General features: G+C 39.9%; 16 protein-coding genes and 5 tRNA genes. 16 read left to right on the top strand and 5 right to left on the bottom strand.

Annotated features, from left to right (window positions below):
• Positions 1-73 precede the first annotated feature (73 nt).
• From BGC07_RS08775 to BGC07_RS08750, 6 genes are all read left to right on the top strand, one after another.
• A tRNA-Pro gene (locus tag BGC07_RS08775) sits at positions 74-150 on the top strand.
• 11 nt (positions 151-161) lie between these two features.
• Positions 162-237: transfer RNA gene (locus BGC07_RS08770), tRNA-His, on the top strand.
• A gap of 60 nt (positions 238-297) precedes the next feature.
• Positions 298-373: transfer RNA gene (locus BGC07_RS08765), tRNA-Glu, on the top strand.
• A 16-nt stretch (positions 374-389) separates the two neighbouring features.
• A tRNA-Arg gene (locus BGC07_RS08760) sits at positions 390-466 on the top strand.
• A gap of 15 nt (positions 467-481) precedes the next feature.
• Positions 482-557 (top strand) — tRNA-Phe (locus BGC07_RS08755).
• 160 nt (positions 558-717) lie between these two features.
• Entirely contained in the window at positions 718-1,065 is a 348-nt protein-coding gene (locus BGC07_RS08750) for a DUF3135 domain-containing protein (RefSeq protein ID WP_235603049.1), read from the top strand.
• Positions 1,066-1,456: 391 nt separating this feature from the next.
• On the opposite strand, the gene BGC07_RS08745 is transcribed toward BGC07_RS08750, so the two are convergent.
• From BGC07_RS08745 to BGC07_RS08735, 3 genes are all read right to left on the bottom strand, one after another.
• Positions 1,457-1,993 (bottom strand): carboxymuconolactone decarboxylase family protein, encoded by a 537-nt coding sequence (locus BGC07_RS08745; RefSeq protein ID WP_069312793.1) that lies wholly within the window; start codon positions 1,991-1,993, stop codon positions 1,457-1,459.
• A gap of 114 nt (positions 1,994-2,107) precedes the next feature.
• Positions 2,108-2,647 (bottom strand): peroxiredoxin, encoded by a 540-nt coding sequence (locus BGC07_RS08740; RefSeq protein WP_069312792.1) that lies wholly within the window; start codon positions 2,645-2,647, stop codon positions 2,108-2,110.
• 370 nt (positions 2,648-3,017) lie between these two features.
• Positions 3,018-3,443: a MarR family winged helix-turn-helix transcriptional regulator gene (locus tag BGC07_RS08735; protein WP_069312791.1), complete on the bottom strand. Its 426-nt coding sequence runs from the start codon at positions 3,441-3,443 to the stop codon at positions 3,018-3,020.
• Positions 3,444-3,522: 79 nt separating this feature from the next.
• Here BGC07_RS08735 and BGC07_RS08730 point away from each other — a divergent pair, with 79 nt between their 5' ends.
• Positions 3,523-4,242: a PhzF family phenazine biosynthesis protein gene (locus tag BGC07_RS08730; RefSeq protein ID WP_201258132.1), complete on the top strand. Its 720-nt coding sequence runs from the start codon at positions 3,523-3,525 to the stop codon at positions 4,240-4,242.
• A gap of 69 nt (positions 4,243-4,311) precedes the next feature.
• On the opposite strand, the gene BGC07_RS08725 is transcribed toward BGC07_RS08730, so the two are convergent.
• Positions 4,312-5,238, bottom strand: coding sequence for a DMT family transporter (locus BGC07_RS08725; protein WP_069312790.1), 927 nt, complete (start codon positions 5,236-5,238; stop codon positions 4,312-4,314).
• A 177-nt stretch (positions 5,239-5,415) separates the two neighbouring features.
• On the opposite strand from BGC07_RS08725, the gene trpR reads away from it, so the two are divergent.
• From trpR to aroF, 9 genes are read left to right on the top strand one after another with little or no spacing between them, the layout of a single operon-like run.
• The gene (trpR, locus tag BGC07_RS08720) at positions 5,416-5,703 is read left to right on the top strand and encodes a trp operon repressor (protein WP_069312789.1); all 288 of its coding nucleotides are present in this window, start codon (positions 5,416-5,418) and stop codon (positions 5,701-5,703) included.
• A gap of 43 nt (positions 5,704-5,746) precedes the next feature.
• A complete protein-coding gene (locus BGC07_RS08715; RefSeq protein ID WP_069312788.1) occupies positions 5,747-7,210 on the top strand; it encodes an anthranilate synthase component I family protein in 1,464 nt (487 codons plus the stop codon).
• A complete protein-coding gene (locus BGC07_RS08710; protein WP_069312787.1) occupies positions 7,207-7,785 on the top strand; it encodes an anthranilate synthase component II in 579 nt (192 codons plus the stop codon). The genes BGC07_RS08715 and BGC07_RS08710 overlap by 4 nt, the downstream gene beginning before the upstream one ends.
• A gap of 1 nt (position 7,786) precedes the next feature.
• Positions 7,787-8,785, top strand: coding sequence for an anthranilate phosphoribosyltransferase (gene trpD, locus BGC07_RS08705; RefSeq protein ID WP_069312786.1), 999 nt, complete (start codon positions 7,787-7,789; stop codon positions 8,783-8,785).
• A gap of 1 nt (position 8,786) precedes the next feature.
• Positions 8,787-9,563: an indole-3-glycerol phosphate synthase TrpC gene (locus tag BGC07_RS08700; protein ID WP_069312785.1), complete on the top strand. Its 777-nt coding sequence runs from the start codon at positions 8,787-8,789 to the stop codon at positions 9,561-9,563.
• A 4-nt stretch (positions 9,564-9,567) separates the two neighbouring features.
• Positions 9,568-10,218, top strand: a complete 651-nt coding sequence (locus BGC07_RS08695; protein ID WP_069312784.1) for a phosphoribosylanthranilate isomerase — start codon at positions 9,568-9,570, stop codon at positions 10,216-10,218.
• A complete protein-coding gene (gene trpB / locus BGC07_RS08690) occupies positions 10,202-11,395 on the top strand; it encodes a tryptophan synthase subunit beta (protein WP_069312783.1) in 1,194 nt (397 codons plus the stop codon). Before BGC07_RS08695 ends, trpB begins: the two co-directional genes overlap by 17 nt.
• Positions 11,392-12,153 (top strand): tryptophan synthase subunit alpha, encoded by a 762-nt coding sequence (trpA, locus tag BGC07_RS08685; RefSeq protein WP_069312782.1) that lies wholly within the window; start codon positions 11,392-11,394, stop codon positions 12,151-12,153. The genes trpB and trpA overlap by 4 nt, the downstream gene beginning before the upstream one ends.
• Positions 12,154-12,156: 3 nt before the next feature.
• Positions 12,157-13,155 carry a 3-deoxy-7-phosphoheptulonate synthase gene (gene aroF / locus BGC07_RS08680; RefSeq protein ID WP_069312781.1) on the top strand — a complete coding sequence of 333 codons (999 nt, stop codon included), beginning with the start codon at positions 12,157-12,159 and terminating at the stop codon, positions 13,153-13,155.
• Between the two features lie 735 nt (positions 13,156-13,890).
• Here aroF and BGC07_RS08670 read toward each other — a convergent pair.
• A complete protein-coding gene (locus BGC07_RS08670; protein ID WP_069312779.1) occupies positions 13,891-14,643 on the bottom strand; it encodes an SDR family NAD(P)-dependent oxidoreductase in 753 nt (250 codons plus the stop codon).
• Positions 14,644-14,920: the final 277 nt, after the last annotated feature.

The following is a 14,920-nucleotide window of genomic DNA, read 5'->3' as shown; positions in this document are numbered from 1 at the left end:
GGAGTGCGAAGAAAAGTTGATAAAAAAACTTGCAATTTATTTAATGCTTAGGTAATATCTCTCTCCGTCGAGTCGGGGCATGGCGCAGCCTGGTAGCGCACCTGTTTTGGGTACAGGGGGTCGGAAGTTCGAATCTTCCTGTCCCGACCAGTTTTACGACGGTGGGTGTAGCTCAGCTGGTAGAGCCCCGGTTTGTGGTACCGGTGGTCGTGGGTTCAAGTCCCATCATCCACCCCAATTAATTTGGATCTTGGGTCTAAATTAAAGCAAGTGAGATTCTTGCAATAGAAGGTTTATGTCCCCTTCGTCTAGTGGCCTAGGACACCGCCCTTTCACGGCGGTAACAGGGGTTCGAACCCCCTAGGGGACGCCACTTTTGTTCTTTTTACGCGCCCGTAGCTCAGCTGGATAGAGTACCTGGCTACGAACCAGGCGGTCGGAGGTTCGAATCCTTCCGGGCGCGCCATTTTCCTTACATGCTGGCCGGATAGCTCAGTTGGTAGAGCAGAGGATTGAAAATCCTCGTGTCGGCGGTTCGATTCCGCCTCCGGCCACCATTTCTTGTCTTTGATGTCTAATCCTGATACAGTATCACTTCTTGAGATTATTTTTCAATCTTAACTATTTGATTCTTAAATTAAACTTCACTGAGCTGGATTATGGATAGTTTTACTTCTCAAAAAAAATGTTGATATTCATGGTTATTCTTTCGAAGAGTTGAGCCAGTTAGCAAAAGATAATCCTGAAAAATTAGAGTCTTTGCGTCAGCAGTGGACAGAAGAATTGATTAGCCGGTCTTCGTCAACGGAGACTCAGCGTCGCCTGCGTGGCTTGGACTTTAAGCTCAATCTAGAGCGTCAGCGTAAAAATAGTAATGAATTAGGCCGGTGTGTGCGTTTTTCACAGATGATGCATGAATCATTTTCTGAGTTATGGAGTTCTATGCAACAGCTTTTAGTCAACGCTCGAGAACTTAATGCGCTCTGCAGGGAAAATAGCTTTAAGCAAGAAGAAGCTACCCTGGGTGAGAATGTTGTTTTGTTAAAGAGAAAGCGCGATAGTTAAAATAGTTAAGCGACAATTTTTAGTATAACAGAGCGGCTACACAGACACCTATAGAGGATAGATCGAATAAAATCCGCTTGAATCTAGCTTTGCTTATCTTTTATTATTGATGTTATTAATACGATTAAAAGTCTCTTCTTTATTTTCCCTGTTGAGTAAATGGTAGTTTTTAGTAAGTAAATAAATTTGACTTGCATTATTGTAAAATAAATTATTTAAAATTAATAAAATTTTATTTTTAATACTGTGAATAAGCATAGCAACTTTCCCTGTTATTATTATGTAGTGCTATAACTATATCAATCAATTTCTGGTATTGACTATAGAGAAATAATCTGCTTTTTATAGGATTATATTAATATAAAAGAAGAGGCAAGCTCTTCTTTTATAACTATAGACTTTGCTCGATATGAATAGCTTGGCTTGCTGCATGAATAACGCTGGCAATGCGAATGCTAGATTGAATTGCTTCTGGCTTTACATTATGCTTGAGTAATTGCTTAGTGTGAGAGTCCATGCACATACCGCAACCATTAATTGCAGATACTGCAAGAGAATAAAGTTCAAAGTCGATACTATCAACTCCTGGATTCATGATGCCTTGCATGCGTAGCTTGGCCGGAAGGCGAGTGACTTCTTTATTAGACGCTAAGTGCACATAGCGGTAATAAATATTATTCATCGCCATTAAAGTTGCAGCTAATTTACTTGCCTCAAGCTCATTGTCTGAAATATGCTCACGTGCAGAGCTTAGAATTTCGTTGATAATGACATTGCTTTTAGTTGCAAATGCAGAAGCTAGGCTAATCGCTGCAATTTGATTAATAGTGAGTCCTGGGGCACCTTGTTCTGACAACACAGAAGAAAGGTTGAGTTTGATATCTTTGGCATAATATGGCATTAGTTTTTTTAAATTATCTATATTCATGATGTATTCCTTAAGTTTTAACTTTTAAATTAAATCTAAATTATTAAATTTATTATTTAAATTGTTAATTTGAAAGTTAGTAAAAATATGCTGGGTTGCCCCAGCAAAATAAAATTAAACCGTGATCGTCTCTTCTCCGGCTTGCCAATTACATGGGCAAAGTTCATCTGTTTGCAGAGCATCTAGTACACGGATGACTTCTTGTGGGTTACGGCCGACACTTAAATCAGTCACCATAACAAAACGAACGATGTTTTCAGGATCGACGATAAATGTTGCGCGTTGTGCAACACCTTCTTCAGCATCTAAAATGCCCAATTTTTCAGAGAGTTCACGCTTTACATCAGCGATCATTGGAAAGCGCAGATCATGCAATTCTTCTTTGTGTTGGCGCCAAGCTAAGTGAACAAATTCACTATCGGTGCTACCGCCGAGTAAAACAGCATCGCGATCATCAAAGTCGCTATAAAGTGCGTTGAAGGCAGCAATTTCTGTTGGACAGACAAAGGTAAAATCTTTAGGCCAGAAAAATAAGACTTTCCATTTACCTTCATAAGATTTATCGGTAATTTCAGTAAAAGCATTGTCAGTAAGGTTGTTAGAAATTGTTGCTTTAACAGTAAACTCAGGTAGTTTTTGACCGACGCTAATCATCGTGTTTAATCCTCTATAGGTTAGTATTTCGTTGACAAGCTCAGTATCGGGCAATTTGATTAATATGTAAAATCGTTATTTTTTATAAAATTGATAGATACAGTCTATCAATAGAGTTAAATGATGAATGAGGTGGTTAGTTAAGGTAATTTATGAAGGGCTGAAGAGGTGGGGCATTGATTTTAACTCATTGTTTAAATAGCCTATTTTATAAATTTATTTGGTTTTACTGGTTTTGAGTTATAGGTATAGAACAGATAGGATAATTAAATAGTGTAAACTTGAATGGCAAGAAGTTCTGTAGGGTATCTTTATTATTATAAATATTAATTAGTCTTTTTTTATTTTTAAAATAATTATATTTTTTAAATTATTCTAAGTTTTTTATAATGGTAATTAATAGTTTATTGATTGTTTTTTTGTCTTGACTTGAGAAATCTTTTAGAGCGAGTGTATTAATGGTCTGAGCACAAGCCATGACGTCTGCCTCCAAATTTTTAGCATATTGAGTCAGGTATATATAGCTAACTCGTCGATCACTTGAGCTGGCCTTGCGCAGGATTAACCCATCTCTTTGCATGCGGTCTAGTGTTCTAACCGCAGTCGGTTGCTCGATTCCTATTTTTTTGCGCAATTCGGTTTGAGTTTGTCCATCAGTTTGCCATAGTTGCATTAAAAAAGGAGTGTAGGCATGTGCAAGGTCTATTTTTCTTAGCTCCTGACTGGCTTGCTTAGTGAGAAGTAAGGCTGCTTTTTTAAGTAAAGTTGATGTGCTGTGCTCTAAATTGTCAGGCATATTGAGTATTCTTGATTTAATAATATAGTATGCTATATTTTAGCAAGCTATTTAAAGTAGGGCAAGAGGAGAGTGAGTAATGAAAGAAATTGACATTTACCAAGTAGATGCCTTTAGTGGCCAGCTTTTTGGTGGTAATCCTGCGGCGGTATGTCCTTTGGATGCTTGGCTAGGTGATGAGTTGATGCAACACATTGCTGCGGAAAATAATTTATCAGAAACCGCGTTTTTTGTGGAAAACTCTGCTGGCTTTTCAATACGTTGGTTTACTCCGACGAATGAAGTTAAGCTCTGTGGCCATGCAACTCTTGCTAGCGCCTATGTGATTTTTAATCATATCAAACCAGAATTAAATGAAATTATATTTGACTCTTTAAGTGGACCTCTCATTGTCAAGCGACAGGAAAATAACCTTATACAACTCAATTTTCCAGTGATTCCTTCTTGGCAGATAGAACGACTCCCTGAAGTGAGTGCTGCATTAGGAGCTACTCCAAATAAACTTTATCAATCAAAGCAAGATTATGTGGCTGTTTTTAATGATGAAAAAACTATTAAAGAGATCCAGCCTGATTTTAGTCAATTGATGAAATTAGATTTAAGAGGGATTAGTGTAACGGCTGCGAGCGGTCGATATGATTTTAGTTCTCGTTATTTTGTGCCTAAGTGTGGCGTCAATGAGGACCCTGTCACTGGTAGTGCACATTGTGTATTAGCACCCTTTTGGGCGAACCAACTTGATAAAAACCAGCTCATCGCTTATCAAGCCTCCAAACGTGGGGGGGCTAATTCAGTGTGAAGTGATGGGTGATCGAGTGAATTTAACCGGTCAAGCTGTGTTGTATTTACAAGGAAAAATTAAGATGAATCAGGCTTGAACTTTTTGCTTGGATCTTTTTTTTGAGCGGGTGCTGAAAAAGATTGAAAGTAATATTAAGAGCATACCGGTTGCTTGTAATAAGCTAATTTTTTCTGCTAAAAAAGCCCAGGATAGAATTAAGGTGAAAATTGGCATCAATGCTGTCATTAAGCCTGATGTTGTACCATCAATAGTTGGAGCGCCTTGGAACCAGAATAAATAGAAAAATGCCGAAGAGACACCAGAAAGTATTAAGATAGACCAATCTGTCACTGTTAGATGAATAGGGTCATGCAATAGCAGCATTAACGGTAACATTAATACGGCATTGATTGCATTCATTAAAAAAGCCAGGGTGATGGGAGAGACATTGCTCTGGCTGAGTTTGGTTAAAATATAATACAAAGCCTCTGGAATCAGTGAGAGAATGATTAAAAAGTCTCCCCATAAGGCGAGGTTCGAGTGAGTACTAAAGTGCAAGCTTTGCATATTAATGACGAGTAAACCTGCGGTTGCAAAGCCGATACAAAGTAATTTGAACTTATTGAGTATTTCTTTAAGCAAAATAATTGAAAATACCGTGATGGTCGCGGGTAAGGCGCTGGTAATGATGCCGGCCATGCTCGCCGAGGTATATTGCACGCCCCACAGCATTAGAATATTGAACAGTATGCCGGCACAGCAGGCCTGAGCAAAGATGATGAGCCAATCTTTATAGCTAAGGCTGGTCAATGGTGAATAGTTGATATTATTCGTTGACTTTTTGGGAAAGCAGAGACAAATCAATAAAATAAGAGCGCCAATGCTAAAGCGGGCTTGCATGAGTAAGAGCACTGGCAGATGGCTAACGAGATATTTAGAGGTCGTAATATTAATGCCTGTCATTAGCTGGGCGAGTATGAGCAATGTTAAGGCGAAAAGAGTATTTTGTTTCATAGTGGTATTTGCTGTAACCGAGTTGGGCCATTTTAGCACAATTTAGTTAAAACTAGCGTATATAGGTATCGAGGTGAGTTTCTTTACAGGCCAGGGCTGAGATATAATGAGCAAAATAAAGCTTGACAGTGCTTTTGTACCGTTATATAAATACACAAGACCTAGAGAGGTAATTTGATGAATCAAGCAACAGAAGAAGGTTGGTGGCGCTTTGTTGATTTGTGCGCCGGCCTAGAAAAAGATCAACTAAGCCAAGTGCTTAAGATCTTTTTAACCGCTGCAGAAGCTGATGATGTATCGATGCGTGCATTGTTAGTTGGTGAGTTGTTGAGTGGGGAGAAGACCCAGAGACAAATTGCAGCTGACCTTGCCATCAGCATTACCAAGATTACTCGTGGGTCCAATGAATTAAAACGAGTCGATAGCGACTTGAGAGCAGTGCTTAAAGAAGCCTTAGTTCAATAAACTTGCTCTCCTGGTGCTATGGCCTTAGTACCAGGAGTAAAGCATGTTATCGTCCTTGTCTCATTCAGAGTTTCTTGCTCTTGCTAAAACGCAAACACGTATTATTGTCTTTAAAGAAATAAGCTTTGATCATTTTGGTGCTGTTGAGTCATTTAAAAATGTTCAAGCGATTGATAGCCGAGCCGTTTTATTAGAGACTGCGGATCCTGAAAATAAGTACTTCACTACGACAACGATTGCAAGTCGGCCTGTTGCTGAGATCGCTATCAAGAATAATCAATGTGAATATACCATCCAAAATAAGCATCATCTTGAGTCAGATGTCACTCCTTTTGCTGTATTACGCAATGCTCAGAGAAATTATCAAGCTGTTTCTAGCCAAGCATTACCTGGTGTGATTGGTGGCTCATTTGGCTTTATCAGCTATGAATCGGTTAAGCACTTGCCTGGAATTAGCGAATTACAGCAAAGTGATAATCCGGATTATCTTTTTCGTTTTTATCAAGATCAAATGCATTATGATTATAAAAATCGTAAATTAACTATTGCGACTATTGTTGATCTTAATGATGATGCAGATGGTTATTATCAAGCTTTAGATCGTATAGAAACATTAACTGCCCAAACTGCCAGTGAACAAGTACTGGAGGTACAGCCAAGTGGTCTAGATGTTTATCAACACTTGGATATTGCTACTGATGATGAGCACTATGCAGACATGGTAGAACGTGCTAAACCCTATATTTTATCGGGTGATATTTTCCAAATGGTGCCTTCGGCTGAATTTAAGATTAGTATCAAATCAGCTGCGTTGACGATTTATCAACACTTAAGAAAGTTAAGTTTTGCGCCTTATTTATGTTTTAGCCAGGTTGCAGGCCAGGATGTTATGGTCGCTTCCCCAGAGGCATTGGTCAATGTCACAGAGCAGAGTATAGAAACACGGCCACTTGCGGGAACGGTGCGGATTCAACCTGGAGATGATTTAAATGCTTTAGCCGGGCAGTTGCAAAACTCAGAAAAAGATGGCGCTGAGCATATGATGTTGGTTGATTTAAGCCGTAATGATTTAGGAAAAGTAGCAAAGGCGAGCACAGTAAAAGTGACCGCTTTAAAAGAAGTGCTCAAGCTTTCTCATGTCATGCACTTGTCATCAACGGTCGTTGGTGAGTTAAAAGAAGATTGTGATTCTTTCGATGCTATTTCGGCGACATTGCCGGCAGGGACGTTATCGGGGGCGCCGAAAATTCGAGCTATGCAGTTGATTAACCAATTAGAAAACAGTCCACGTGGTTATTATGGCGGTTGTTTTTGTATGACTGACTCTAAGCAGGATTTAACCAGTGCGATTGCGATTCGCATGTTATCGATTAAAAACGGTGTAGGAACGATTCGCGCCGGTGGTGGTATTGTCCATGATTCAGATATTCAAGAAGAAGTGAACGAAAGACGCAATAAAGCCAGAATGTTATTAGAAGCCATTTTACTTGCGGAGAAAAAACAATGATTTTACTAATTGATAATTATGATAGCTTTACTTTTAATCTTTATCAGCAGTTAATTGAGTTAGGTCAAGATGTTAAGGTGGTTAAGAATGATGAAGTCACTGCAAGTGATGTTAAAGCCTTAGCGCCGCAAGCAATCGTTATTTCTCCGGGGCCTGGTCGTCCAGATGAGGCTGGAAACTGTTTAGAGATTGTTAGAGAGTGCTCAAAGTTTATTCCAATTTTAGGGGTATGTTTAGGGCATCAAATTATTGCTGAGGCGTTTGGGGGTAATATCGTTAACTCTGGTGAAGTCATTCACGGCAAAGATGATTATATTTACCATGATCGCAGTATGTTATTTTCTGGTTTAAAATTACCTTTTCCAGCGGCGCGTTACCACTCTTTAGTTGTTGAAAAAGAATCTATTGAAGATAACTTTAATATTCATGGCGAAGTGGCTGATGAGACGGTGATGGCAATTTCACATAAAGATTTACCGCTTTATGGGGTACAGTTTCATCCAGAATCTATTTTAACACCGGACGGTGAAAAAATTGTCATTAATTTTCTAAATACAGCGGCGGAGCTTCATTAGCATGTTAGGGCAAGTGGTTAAAAAATTAGTTAATAGGGAAAATTTAAGCCTAGATGAAAGCTATAATGCAGCGAAAGAGTTATTTATTACTGATAATGCTCCTCTATCTGCTGCTTTTTTAAGTCTATTATCGGCAAAAGGTGAGACGGTGGATGAATTTTTAGGAATTGTGAAAGTTGCAAAAGAGCAGCAAATGCCTATCACTGTCAGCCAACCTGCTTTGGATATTGTGGGTACAGGGGGTGATGGTGCGAATACCGTCAATATCTCTACAGCAGCTGCGATTTTAGCGGCAAGTTGTAGGGTAAAAGTGGTTAAACATGGTAACCGTGCTTCGACATCAAGCTGTGGCTCGGCAGATGTTTTAGAGCAGTTAGGTGTTAATTTATATACTGATGAAACTAAGATTCAGTCTTCACTTGCAAAATATAATATCGGTTTTTTCTTTGCGCAGATGTTTCATCCAAGTTTTGCCCATATTAAAAGCACACGCAAAGCCTTAGGGATTCCGACGTGCTTTAACCTGATGGGGCCGCTACTCAACCCCGCTCAAGCAGACTACCTTATTGTTGGTGTGGCAAACAAAGAACGCATGAATTTACTTGCAAATGTACTTGCTAAAATGAATGTGAAAAAAGCATTGCTTGTGCACGGTGATGGCATCGATGAGCTAACAACACATGCAATCACAGAGTGCTTAGAAATAATTGATGGGAAAATTACTCAAAAAATTATTGATCCTGAGGCTTTAGGGTTTGAGAAATGCCAGATTAGTGACTTGGCCGGTGGTGATAAAATGTTTAATGCTCGTAAAATTTTAGATGTTTTAGAAGGTGAGCAAAGTCCATTAGCCGATACCTTAATATTAAATGCGGCGGTTGCGGTAGAGCTCTATGGCATTACCGACTCTCTACTTGCAGCTATTAGTTTGGTAAGAGCGTCTATCGTAGAAGGCAAGGCATTAGCGACTTTAAAAGGCTTAGTTCAGGAGCAAAGTTAATATGAACTTTATTGAAAAAATGATCGCGATTAAAAAAGAAGAAATCGCTAATATTAATGAAAAAGAAATTTTTGAAAAACTGGACGTTATTAGTTTAACAAAATCAGTTAAAAAAGAATTTTTGCCTGATGCTTTTAATATTATTGCTGAAATTAAACGCAGCTCTCCATCCAAAGGTCATTTGGCCGAAATTGCTGATCCTCTTGCCTTGGCTTACCAGTATGCTCAAGGCGGTGTACAAGCAATTTCTGTATTGACCGAAGAAAAGTATTTTAATGGCTCTTTAACTGATTTAAAGCAAGTTTCCGAGCGCTTAAGAAATACCAATATTTCAGTATTGCGCAAAGACTTTATCATCGATGAACTGCAAATCTATCAAGCTGCAGCTTTTGGTGCTGATGCGGTATTGTTGATCACTTCGATGGTGAAAGGCGAGCTTGCTCACTTAATTAAAGTAGCGCTTGAAGTCGGCTTGCAGCCTTTTGTCGAAACCCACAGTATTGATGAAATTAAGATCGCCGAAGACGCAGGAGCAACAGTGCTAGGTATTAATAATCGTAATTTGCACACTTTAGAAGTCGACCCTGAGCATTGCTTGCGTATGATTGATCATGTATCTAGCGATAAAGGTATTAAAATTGTTGCTGAATCTGCTATACATTCAGTTGATCAAGTCAAAGAGGTTAGAAAATCAGGCTTTAACGCGGCTTTAATTGGTGAGTTGCTGGTTAAAAGTGATGATCCGAAATCATTGATTCAAACAATGTTGCAAGGTTAGCATCATGACTCAAGTAAAGATTTGTGGCATTAAGACGATTAAAGATGCAAAAGTTGCGATTGATGCAGGTGCGCGTTATATCGGTTTAAATTTTGAAGAAAAGTCACCTCGCTATTTAACAGTGCAAGATGCGGCGCACCTCAGTGCATTTATCGTCAGTGAGGGAGCTATCCCCGTTGGTGTTTTTACCCATCATGATGCAGAAAAAATTATTAGCATCGCCAAAGCCTGTAGCTTAAATACAGTGCAATTGCATGGTGAAAATTCACGCTTAGCCAATAAAAACTTGCCTAGTGATTTAAAAAGAATTTATATCGTTGAATTTGATGAATTGGGCAATATTAATAACATTGATCAAGAGAGTTTTAAAAAACTAGATAAAGAGCGAGATTATTTACTCTTTGATTCGACAACACCTGGCACTGGCCAAGAGGCGAAATTAAACAAAAAAAACATGCTGAGTGATTTTCGTTATTTTATTGCTGGCGGCTTAAATATTGACAATATCCAAGCTAAAATTCATGAATATCAGCCTTATGGCGTTGATGTTGCTAGCGGCGTAGAGTCTATTCGAGGTATTAAGTCGCAGACATTAATCAAACAGTTTACTTATTTAGCTCAAGCTCTAGGAGAGTGTTATGTTGCAAACAATTAAAGCGGTGGACCACTATTTTGGTGAGTTTGGTGGTCAATTTATTCCAGAAATTCTTGTTGACCCGGTCAATGAAATTAATGATTTATTTAATCAGGTGATGAGTGATGACGTATTTACTAACGATTTATTGGCGACTTTGCGTGAGTACGCTGGGCGGCCCACGCCACTGACTTATGCTGGACGTTTGAGTGAATCTCTGGGCGATATTAATGTTTATCTAAAGCGTGAAGACTTATTACACACAGGAGCGCATAAGCTTAATAATGCTTTGGGCCAATGTTTATTTGCTAAAAAGTTGGGTAAAAAGCGCATTATTGCAGAAACTGGTGCAGGTCAGCACGGTGTTGCTACAGCGACTGCTTGTGCACGTCTAGGCTTGGAGTGCATTATTTATATGGGGGCGGTGGACATGGCGCGCCAAGCACCGAATGTACAGCGAATGAAGCTCCTGGGTGCGAAAGTGATCAGCGTAGAAACGGGGACAAAAACCTTAAAGGATGCGGTTAATGCTGCGCTTCGCGATTGGGCGGCAAGTTTTGATCATACCCATTATTGCTTAGGTTCTGCCTTGGGTCCGGCCCCTTTTCCTGAGATGGTGGCAACTTTTCAGGCGGTTATCGGTCAAGAAGCGCATGAGCAAGCGCTGAAAGCCTTCGGCAAACGGCCTGATACTATTGTTGCTTGCGTAGGTGGCGGTTCAAATGCAATAGGTATTTTTGCCGAATTTGTTCCTTATGAAGAAGTTGCTTTAATCGGTGTTGAAGCCGGTGGTAGTGGCGCAGCGCCAGGAAAGCATGCAGCACGATTTTTTGACAAGCAAATCGGTGTACTGCACGGGGTAAAAAGCTATGTATTACAAAATGATGATGGCCAAATCAGTGAAACTCATTCGATTTCGGCAGGCTTAGACTATCCGTCCATTGCACCTCAACATGCTTTTTTGCAAGATAGTGGTCGTGCAAAATACTCTTCGGCGAGTGATAGTGAAGCGTTAGCGGCGATGAAAACTCTAGCAAGGCTTGAAGGGGTTATTCCCGCCTTAGAGTCTTCACATGCTTTAGCTTATGTCATTCGTGAAAAAGATAAGCTGCAAGGACAAAATGTAGTGATCAATTTATCTGGACGAGGCGATAAAGATTTAGGCCAGGTTGAGCAATATCAGGAGGACTTATCATGAGTATTTCAGCAATTTTTAAGAAGAAACAGCCCTTTATTGCTTATATTACCGCAGGCCACATATCTGTGGATCAAACGGTCGAGTCCATTTTAAGCCTAGAGCGTGCAGGAGTTGATATTATTGAGCTTGGTTTGCCATTTTCAGATCCAGTTGCTGATGGCCCGGTGATTCAAAAGGCAATGACTCGAGCTTTAACCAACCAAACGACTTTTGATGATGTGATCAATATCGTTGAGCGGGTACGTGAATATTCGAATATTCCTCTTGTTTTATTTAGCTATTACAACCCGGTCTTAAAGCAGGGGGAAAACTTTTATCGTCGCAGTAAACAAGCGGGTGTTGATGCAGTATTAGTCGTCGATTTGCCCTTAGAGGAGATGTCAGATCATATTAAATTATGCCAACAGTATGATTTACAGATCATTCCTCTTATTACTAATACGATGTCGATGGAGCGTGTGAAAGAATCTGCTGCATTAGACAGTCCTTTCCTTTATTATGTAAGTCGTAAAGGGGTAACCGGTGTTAATAATTTGCAAACAAATGTGGTGACAACAGTACAGCATGTTGCCATGGTAAAAGAGATAGCACAAAAGCCGGTGGTGATTGGTTTTGGCATAGGTTGTAAGAAAACGGCGGCAGATGCCTTAGAGTCAGCCGATGGTTTTGTGGTTGGTTCGTATATTGTCAATTTAATTGATCAAGAGCTTAATCCAGAACAGATAGAAACACTAGTGAAAGAGATCGATCCGAGGTAATTTATGCACTTGAAGCTCCAAGAGGGGATATCCCAACAAGATCAACAGCACCTGATGACGCGTTTAGAGCAAATGGGATTTTCTGTCATCGAGCAAGGACAAGACCTTATCGTGATTCATGGTGTCGATGATCAGGTAGATTCAGAGCAATTTGTTCGGCTACCTGGTGTATTTGAGGTAAAACAGTTGACCGGAAAATATAAGCTGGCTTGTCGCAGTTTTAAGCCTGAAGGCACTCAAATTAAGATTAAAGATGTCACTATTGGTGGTGATGAGTTGACACTAATCAGTGGCTCTTGTTCAGTCGAGTCACGTGAGCAAATTTTTGCAACGGCAGAGGCAATTAGCCAAAGTGGTGCAAAAATATTACGTGGGGGCGCGTTTAAACCAAGAACATCTCCCTATGATTTTCAAGGCTTAGGTGAAGAAGGTTTAATTTACTTGCGCGAAGCGGCTGATGCTTATGGGTTGCTTGTCGTCACCGAAGTGATGGATGTGCAAGAGCTGGAGCTTGTCAGTCGCTATACTGATATCTTGCAAATTGGCGCACGCAATATGCAAAACTTCAGCTTACTAAAAGCAGTCGGTAAAACACGCACGCCTGCGTTATTAAAGCGGGGCCTCTCTGCAACTTATCATGAGTTTTTGCACGCCGCTGAATACATCATGAGCGGTGGTAATTTTGAGGTGATTTTATGTGAGCGCGGTATCCGTAGTTTCGAAACCTATACTCGTAATACCTTGGATATTGCTGCTGTGCCGGTACTTAAAGAGCTATCTCACTTACCTGTGATTATTGATCCTAGCCATGGTACCGGTAAGAGATCATTGGTTGCGCCGATGGCAAAAGCGGCAGTGGCCGCAGGTGCCGATGGATTACTAATAGAGTCTCACCCTAATCCCGATGAAGCATTAACAGATGCTCAGCAAACGATTAGCTGTGAAAGCTTTAATCAATTGGCTGAAGAGTTACAGTGTTTGCATCGTGTGATCAAAGGCTAATATCATTATTCTTAAAAGTGTTTGAGCAACTGCAGTATTTCATTTTTAAGCAGTGACCTCCCTTAAAGCTAAATACTCGCTGGAGGTCCAATATAATACCTTGGTTAATTTCATCAAAATTTGTTCTTTTGGGAATATAGCACCTAACCAATCTATTTAAATTTTCTATCAGTTGAAGGCCTAGCATCAGTACTGTTCTAACTAAATCGGTCCAATTAGCTGTTTCTTGCCCACGATTGTGGGCTTTTTTGTCGATGAATTTTGAGTTGTTTAAGACTAATTTAATAAACAGGGAATAGTATCGGCTATATTTTGTTTTTGATTAAAAATTTGAAGAGCTGATGTGAAGCAAAAAGTAATGATAACTATAATATTGGTAGCTGTATCATTTTTTAGTGGGTTGCGCCTCTGTGCAGAATTATAAGGGTAAATGGGTGTCAATATATTGTGATGATCAATTCGCATTTAAATCAGGGGCCTTAGATGCTAGAAATAATCAAGAAAAATTTTATAGTTATCAGGAGAGCGGCAACATAAAGTGGTGTGGGCTGCAAGCGAATCAAATTAGAGAGAGCTATTTACAAGGGTATCATTCATCTGTAGGAAAAAAGAGAGGTTTAAAAAAGAAGAAGCAAAGCCAAGTAACGAAAATAATCCTGTTACTGTAGTGCATTTCTTTTGATAAAATTAAGTGTGTTTTTAAGTCTTTATTTCTAGGCCCGAATTGGGCCTTTTTTAGTTTGGTTTGGCGGTAACGCCAGCCCAGGTTTGGCAGGTGGGCATGACTTCTAAATAATTGACATTCACATGTTCTGGAGTGTCCACGAGCCAGCCAATTGTATTTGCAATATCTTGGGCGGTCAGTGGCTTTAAATCTTTATACACTTGGTCTGCGCGACCTTTGTCGCCTTTAAAACGAACGATAGAGAACTCTGTTTCTGCAAGCCCGGGAGCGATGTTTGTTGCCCGTATTTTTGTGCCAATTAAATCGGTACGGAGGTTCTTGGTGAATTGATCGACGAAAGCTTTAGTTGCGCCGTAAACATTGCCGCCTGTGTAAGGGGTGTTGGCGGCGATAGAGCCGATATTGATGATGTAACCCTGATTCGCCTTTCTCATTTGAGGTAGCACGGCGCGAGTAACATTGACTAGGCCGGTGATATTAGTGTCGATCATTTGATGCCAATCATTGAGGTTGGCCTGGTCGGCAGTTTCTAAACCTAGAGCAAGTCCGGCATTATTGATTAAAACATCAATGTTGTTGAGCGGAGTGGGTAAGTTTTCTAGCGCTTTGAAAACCTCATCGGTATTGCGTACGTCAAGAGTGATCGTATGTACGGCTGCTTTTTGTGAGAGAGTTGTCTTGAGTTCTTTGAGGTATTGGCTGCGACGGCCCGTTACAATAAGGTTCCATCCTTTATTGGCAAACAGCTCTGCTGTAGTGCGACCAAAGCCTGATGTGGCCCCTGTGATTAAAATTGTTGGCATATTTTTTACCTATTGAATGTTGATAGTATTGTGCTGGTTCGATGTTAAAAGTGACTAGAGCAAGATTTTAACAGTTTTTAATGCGGCTTACTCTTTTAGGTTCTTCTTGTTTAGATTTTTAGCTATATATAGAGTAAACTCCGGCTAAAATGCGTATTTGTAAGAATATGAAAAAAAACTTAAAAAAAGATGAGTTAGGTGTTGACGGGTGTTAAAAAGTGCGTATAATTCACTTTCACCGGCGGCGAGTCGGTAGCGAAAAAGCCTCAGGCTAACA

The organism is Piscirickettsia litoralis (assembly GCF_001720395.1).
Lineage (GTDB): Bacteria > Pseudomonadota > Gammaproteobacteria > Piscirickettsiales > Piscirickettsiaceae > Piscirickettsia > Piscirickettsia litoralis.
This window is presented reverse-complemented; position numbering and strand designations above follow the sequence as displayed.

What these genes read in the sequence shown, in the direction of transcription:
- BGC07_RS08745 (WP_069312793.1), bottom strand. Translation starts at nt 1,993, where the DNA reads ATGAATATAGATAATTTAAAAAAACTAATGCCATATTATGCCAAAGAT.
- BGC07_RS08740 (WP_069312792.1), bottom strand. Translation starts at nt 2,647, where the DNA reads ATGATTAGCGTCGGTCAAAAACTACCTGAGTTTACTGTTAAAGCAACA.
- BGC07_RS08735 (WP_069312791.1), bottom strand. Translation starts at nt 3,443, where the DNA reads ATGCCTGACAATTTAGAGCACAGCACATCAACTTTACTTAAAAAAGCA.
- BGC07_RS08730 (WP_201258132.1), top strand. Translation starts at nt 3,523, where the DNA reads ATGAAAGAAATTGACATTTACCAAGTAGATGCCTTTAGTGGCCAGCTT.
- BGC07_RS08725 (WP_069312790.1), bottom strand. Translation starts at nt 5,238, where the DNA reads ATGAAACAAAATACTCTTTTCGCCTTAACATTGCTCATACTCGCCCAG.
- trpR (WP_069312789.1), top strand. Translation starts at nt 5,416, where the DNA reads ATGAATCAAGCAACAGAAGAAGGTTGGTGGCGCTTTGTTGATTTGTGC.
- BGC07_RS08715 (WP_069312788.1), top strand. Translation starts at nt 5,747, where the DNA reads ATGTTATCGTCCTTGTCTCATTCAGAGTTTCTTGCTCTTGCTAAAACG.
- BGC07_RS08710 (WP_069312787.1), top strand. Translation starts at nt 7,207, where the DNA reads ATGATTTTACTAATTGATAATTATGATAGCTTTACTTTTAATCTTTAT.
- trpD (WP_069312786.1), top strand. Translation starts at nt 7,787, where the DNA reads ATGTTAGGGCAAGTGGTTAAAAAATTAGTTAATAGGGAAAATTTAAGC.
- BGC07_RS08700 (WP_069312785.1), top strand. Translation starts at nt 8,787, where the DNA reads ATGAACTTTATTGAAAAAATGATCGCGATTAAAAAAGAAGAAATCGCT.
- BGC07_RS08695 (WP_069312784.1), top strand. Translation starts at nt 9,568, where the DNA reads ATGACTCAAGTAAAGATTTGTGGCATTAAGACGATTAAAGATGCAAAA.
- trpB (WP_069312783.1), top strand. Translation starts at nt 10,202, where the DNA reads ATGTTGCAAACAATTAAAGCGGTGGACCACTATTTTGGTGAGTTTGGT.
- trpA (WP_069312782.1), top strand. Translation starts at nt 11,392, where the DNA reads ATGAGTATTTCAGCAATTTTTAAGAAGAAACAGCCCTTTATTGCTTAT.
- aroF (WP_069312781.1), top strand. Translation starts at nt 12,157, where the DNA reads ATGCACTTGAAGCTCCAAGAGGGGATATCCCAACAAGATCAACAGCAC.
- BGC07_RS08670 (WP_069312779.1), bottom strand. Translation starts at nt 14,643, where the DNA reads ATGCCAACAATTTTAATCACAGGGGCCACATCAGGCTTTGGTCGCACT.